Below are 5,444 nucleotides of genomic sequence, written 5' to 3' on the forward strand. Positions count from 1 at the left end.
TAAATTACTGCGGCGTGATTGTTTATGTTTATATCAAGATAAATTGATATGTCAATAAAAATGTGCCATCGCACCTTGCCAAATGGCAAAAGCGGTCGTAATGCAGGTTACGGACAATAAAAATAGACGGCAAGACATGAACACCCGGCAGTTTCTCTTTATAGCAACGGACGCAATCCGGCCCGCATGGCGGGTTATCCGCAGTCTGCCGCCAACATGGCTGGCGGCCCTGATTGTCTGTTGCACCATAACCATGCCACGCCCCGGCCTTGCCGCGCCAGATCAGCAGGGCAATCAGCCCCCAGGCGCAGTATTGCCCGCCGAGGGCCACGCGGCTGCGCTGCCTGCCGCCCCGGCATTGCTTGCCGCTGACTCCCACGCCATGCAGCCTGCCGACGCAGCCGCCAGAGGCGGCGTGGATGCTCAGGGCCGGGCCGACTGGCGGGAGCTTGAACCGGGTCTCCTGTTTGGCGAATTTCAGCTCAACGAAGGTGATGCCCGCCTCACCGTCCTGCGTATAGACCCTGCCGCGTTTGACTTTACCCTCTGCTCCCGCTCGCAGGATGGCGGCCCCTCCCGCCAGCTGAACCAGTGGGGCGAGCAGTACAACCTTGTTGCGGCCATCAATGCCAGCATGTACCTGCCCGATGCTTCCACCAGCACAGGCTACATGCGTCAGGGTTCGCATGTGAACAACGGGCGCGTGGTACAGCGTTTCGGCGCTTTTTTTGTGGCCGGGCCGGATGAACCGACGCTGCCCAAGGCAGCCATTCTTGACCGCGACAGCCCCCTGTGGCGGCAGCAGATGGATCATTATGATCTTGTGATTCAGAATTACCGCATGATCAATGCCGACAGGCGCATCCTCTGGTCGCCCGGCGGCCCGCACTACTCCATTTCCGCAGTGGCGCAGGACGGAGACGGGCAGATTCTCTTCATGCACTGTCGCCAGCCCGTGGAAGCCTATTCCTTTGCGCAACAGGTTTTGCACCTGCCCCTCAACGTGCGCACCGTCATGTATGTGGAAGGCGGGGGCCAGGCTGGCCTGTTGGTTCGTTCCGCAGCGCTTACCCGTGAACTTGTGGGTCTGAGCCCCAGCGGCCTGCTGGTGACTGGCGACCTGCGGGCAGTGCTGCCCAATGTGCTTGGCGCGCGCCGCAAAAACGGCGAAGAAAATTCCAGCGGCAACGCTGGCGGCACTCCCGGCGGCGCGGGCACAAAACCCGCAGCACCTGTGGAGATACAAGCGCCTTCCGCTTCTGCGCCTGCCTCCGCAGCAAATGCGGATCAGGCACAGCCCGCAACCGACACGCCTGAGCAACCGGCACAGACCAATCCCTCCGGACAAACTCCTTCAGACACAACACCCGAGGTGGCTGCCCCCACCAAGCCAGAAGCCGCTTCTGACGCCGAGGCTGCTTCGGCAAACGCAACTCAACCTGCGCAAGCCCAGGGCGCAGCAGCAAACGCCCCTGCCCCGTCTGAAGCACTCAAGACCTCTGAGGCACAATCGGCTCCCCCTACTGCCCCGCTCACAGAACCAGGAACCTCCCTTGCCCCTCCGGCATCCAGCCCGGAAGGAGCAAGCTTGCCCAAGGTGCAGAACAAGTAGTTCATTGGTCAGCTCAGACTCCAGAAAATTGGCTTTTCATGCGCTTATCGCAAGCTCACTACTCCCTCCCAGTTGTTGATAATAATTATCAATGCTAAAAAAAAGACTTTACATCAGGAGCCACTTCTTTCACAATATTTCTTGGTAAGGGGCTGAACGCGCTGATTGAGGCATGCTCAGCCGCCTCCCCCAGACTAACCTGTCAAAACAAGTGAGGGACTCATGCCCACGCAACTCGAAGTGTATAAGTGTACCCACTGCGGCAATATCGTTGAAGTTCTCCACGGCGGCGGCGCAGACATCGTCTGCTGTGGCGATCCCATGAAGCTGATGGTCGAAGGCGCAACCGACGGCGCCCTTGAAAAGCACGTGCCTGTCATCGAAAAAGTTGATGGCGGCTACATGGTCAAGGTCGGCAGCGTTGCCCACCCCATGGAAGAAAAGCACTACATTGAATGGATCGAGCTGCTGGCCGACGGCAGGAGCTACACCAAGTTCCTGAAGCCCGGCGACGCGCCCGAAGCCTTCTTTGCCATTGACGCTGCCAAGGTTACCGCCCGCGAATACTGCAATCTTCACGGTCACTGGAAGGCGGAAAACTAGTTTTTTCTGATGTAGGAACCGCGCGGTTCCCATTTGTTACACCGGCATCAAGCCACAATTATATATTCAGGAGACATGCCATGCAAAAGTATGTTTGCGGCGTTTGCGGCTACGAATACGACCCCGCTGAAAACGACAACGTGCCTTTTGAAGATCTGCCCGATGACTGGACCTGCCCCGTTTGCGGCGTGGGTAAAGACCAGTTCACCCCTGCCTAATTTTTTTCTTTCCCCGTTCTTTCCCCCGCTTTGCCTTGCCCTAAGGCAGGGCGGGGATTTTTATAGAAGGGGATTCCCCAACACTGCGGAGACACACCATGCAGCCAGTAGAAATAAAAAAAGATATTTTCTGGGTCGGCTTTGTCGACTACGATCACAGGGATTTTCACGGTTATTCCCGTTCGCCTGATGGTTCGACCTACAACGCCTACCTGATCAAGGACGAAAAAAACGTCCTGCTTGATACCGTCGCCTCGGGCTGCGAGGGCACCCTGCTGTGCCGCATGGCCCAGGTGCTTGAGCCGGAAAAGATCGACTACATCATCTGCAACCACATGGAACTGGACCACGCCGGCGCGCTGGAAGCCATTATTGAGCGTTGCAAGCCGGAAAAAATTTTTGTGTCGCAGACCGGCCTCAAGTCGATGGCTGGCTATTTTGACTGCAAAAACTGGCCCGTGCAGGCAGTGAAGAGCGGCGACAGCATCAACATCGGCAAGCGCACCATCGTGTTTCAGGAAACCCGCATGCTGCACTGGCCCGACAGCATGGTTTCTTACATTCCCGAAGACAAACTGCTGGTCAGCAACGACATCTTTGGTCAGAACATCGCCAGCTCCGCCCGCTTTGTTGACGAGTTCGGCGATGACGGCGAATACACGCGCCGCGTCAAGGAATACTACTTCAACATCGTGCTGCCCTACTCCCCCATGGTTCTCAAGACCCTGCCCGTGGTCGAAAAGCTCGATATCGACATGATCGCCCCTGACCATGGCCTCATCCACAGGGGTGAAAAGGCCGTGCGCGGCATTATCGACATGTACCGCGCCATGGCCGAGCAGAAACCCCAGCAGCGCGCGCTCGTTTTTTACGACACCATGTGGCAGTCCACAGAAACCATGGCCTACGCCATTTGCAGCGGCCTGGAAGAAAACGGCGTTCCCACGCGCATCATGAGCGTGAAGCAGAACCACCACAGCGCCGTCATGACCGAACTGGCAGACTGCGGCGCGGTCATTGCCGGTTCGCCCACCCACAACAACACCGTGCTGCCTCTCGTAGCCGCCCAGCTTACATACATGAAGGGCCTGCGCCCCCTGAACCGCATTGGCGGCGCGTTTGGCTCCTACGGCTGGTCGGGCGAAGGCCCCAAGTTCCTGCACGAGCAGCTTGCCTCCATGAACATGGAAATGCCCGCTGAACCCGTGAAGTGCAACTGGCGGCCCGATCACGAGGCCCTCAAGGCCTGCCGCCAGATGGGCGTTACCATTGCCGAAGCCCTTAAGAAAAAATGCCAGGGCTAAGCCCAGCCTGCCCTGACTAAAAACAGCAGCGCCCGCAGATGCGGGCGCTGCTGTTTTTTATGGCGCGCATGCCTGTACCGGACGGCTGTGCACAATCATGCAGGCCCAAACCGACGCCTGCGGCACACGTTAATCAGACCATACTATTCCGCCAGTCCAGCCTTTGCGGCAAAAGGATCCCAGGAAGGGTCACGGTGGGGCTCGTACTCCGTCACAAGCGCCACCCAGTCGCTCAACGGCTGACCAAACAGGCGGGCTATGACCGCGATGGTCATGTCCATACCGGCAGAAACTCCCGACGACGTCACAACCGAACCGCCGTCAACCCAGCGGGCCTTGGCGACCCAGCGCACCTTGGGGCCCGGCGCAATGGAAGCCTTGAACGCCATCTTGTTGGTGGTGGCAAGCCTGCCGTCCAACAGCCCGGCTGCGGCAAGCAGTGAAGCCCCGTTGCACACAGACATGACGAGCTTGGTGTTTTTGGCCTGCGCCCGTACCCAGTTCAGGGTTGCTTTGTCCTGCAACAAGGGGATAAGGCCTATGCCGCCTGGGACAAGCAGATAGTCCAGTGCAGGGGCGTCAGCATAGCTGTATTCCGCCAGCGTTTTTGGCCCCTGATTGGAAGCCACCGGCCCCTTCTGCGCCGCTACCGTCACGAGCCTGATATCCACGCGGTCTGATTCTTCTCCCCAAAATCTGGCGGGGGCATTTTTGAGGCTGCCCCACATTTCCATGGGGCCATAGGCGTCCAGCATCTCAAATCCGGGGAAGAGCAAAACGCCAAGTGTCAGCTGCCTTGAGGCAGGCTTGGGAACGGCATCGTACATATCGCCGTTTTCCACCTGAGCGGATGCTTGCCCGGCCTGCGCCTGCACGCCAATGGGCCAGAACGCTGCAAACAGCGCCAGCAAAAGGGCCAGTGGCTGCAGACGGCGCTGAATATTCTGGTGCATACACATCTCCTTGTTTGCCGGGCAATGGAACACCCCGGCGTTGAAGTTATGCACCCATCCTAAGGCATGGCCGTGGCTGGCAACAATGACAATAAACTTGCCCTTTCTGCCAATGGCGACGCCAGCGTACCAAGGTGAAAAAATATATAGATGCGTGCACCAAAAGGCGGGAGCGCAAACCAAACAAAAAGCCCTCCGAAGCGGAAGGCTTTTATCGTGACTGGCGGCATGCAGAACACACCGCCCAAATCCTAGCAGGGGAACTCCCCAGAACTAATTGCGCACGTCGTCGTCATTGTCGGCAGGGCGCGCAGCGGGGCGCTGCCCCTTCTGGGAGTCGCGCTGCTGCATGTCGCGCGGGGGACGGCGGTCATCGCGCGGGCGGCCCATCTCGTCGCCACGGGGGCTGCGGCGGTCGCCCTTGTCGTTGTCGTAGCGGGGCTTGCCCATTTTTTCGCCCTGCGCGCTGCGGTTGTCGTGGCGTCCGTCCATGCGCCCATTGGGTTGGTTCTTGCTGTCCTTGCGGTCATAATGGCGCCCGCCACGATCAGCGTCCTGACGTCCGTCACGGTCGCCCTTCTGTTTATACCCTTGGGGGGCATCTCCATTCTGAGCCGCCTGCACGGCAGGGGTGCCCACAAAGAGCAGGCCCACGGCAAGGGCGCTCAGCGCCAACGGTTTCAACACATATTTCATACGCATAAAGTTCCTCCTTGGGTGGGCATTTCGCCCATTGCCTCCTTACGCCAGCTCG

General features: G+C 58.7%; 6 protein-coding genes. 4 read left to right on the forward strand and 2 right to left on the reverse strand.

Going from position 1 to position 5,444, the window contains the following annotated elements:
* Positions 1 to 136: 136 nt before the first annotated feature.
* The 4 genes from VEZ52_RS13125 to VEZ52_RS13140 all read left to right on the forward strand — a co-directional run bounded on the left by VEZ52_RS13125 (position 137) and on the right by VEZ52_RS13140 (position 3,737).
* Positions 137 to 1,612, forward strand: coding sequence for a phosphodiester glycosidase family protein (locus tag VEZ52_RS13125; RefSeq protein WP_324837212.1), 1,476 nt, complete (start codon positions 137 to 139; stop codon positions 1,610 to 1,612).
* A 222-nt stretch (positions 1,613 to 1,834) separates the two neighbouring features.
* The gene (locus VEZ52_RS13130; RefSeq protein WP_022657704.1) at positions 1,835 to 2,215 is read left to right on the forward strand and encodes a desulfoferrodoxin; all 381 of its coding nucleotides are present in this window, start codon (positions 1,835 to 1,837) and stop codon (positions 2,213 to 2,215) included.
* Positions 2,216 to 2,295: 80 nt separating this feature from the next.
* Entirely contained in the window at positions 2,296 to 2,433 is a 138-nt protein-coding gene (locus VEZ52_RS13135; RefSeq protein WP_022657703.1) for a rubredoxin, read from the forward strand.
* 98 nt (positions 2,434 to 2,531) lie between these two features.
* Complete coding sequence (locus VEZ52_RS13140; RefSeq protein ID WP_324837213.1) at positions 2,532 to 3,737, forward strand: FprA family A-type flavoprotein; 1,206 nt, start codon at positions 2,532 to 2,534, stop codon at positions 3,735 to 3,737.
* Between the two features lie 143 nt (positions 3,738 to 3,880).
* Here VEZ52_RS13140 and VEZ52_RS13145 read toward each other — a convergent pair whose 3' ends face one another.
* Both VEZ52_RS13145 and VEZ52_RS13150 read right to left on the reverse strand, forming a co-directional pair.
* Positions 3,881 to 4,690, reverse strand: a complete 810-nt coding sequence (locus VEZ52_RS13145) for a DJ-1/PfpI family protein (RefSeq protein WP_324837214.1) — start codon at positions 4,688 to 4,690, stop codon at positions 3,881 to 3,883.
* A 273-nt stretch (positions 4,691 to 4,963) separates the two neighbouring features.
* A complete protein-coding gene (locus VEZ52_RS13150) occupies positions 4,964 to 5,392 on the reverse strand; it encodes a hypothetical protein (protein ID WP_324837215.1) in 429 nt (142 codons plus the stop codon).
* Positions 5,393 to 5,444 lie beyond the last annotated feature (52 nt).

The organism is Desulfovibrio sp. (assembly GCF_035644575.1).
GTDB lineage: Bacteria > Desulfobacterota > Desulfovibrionia > Desulfovibrionales > Desulfovibrionaceae > Desulfovibrio.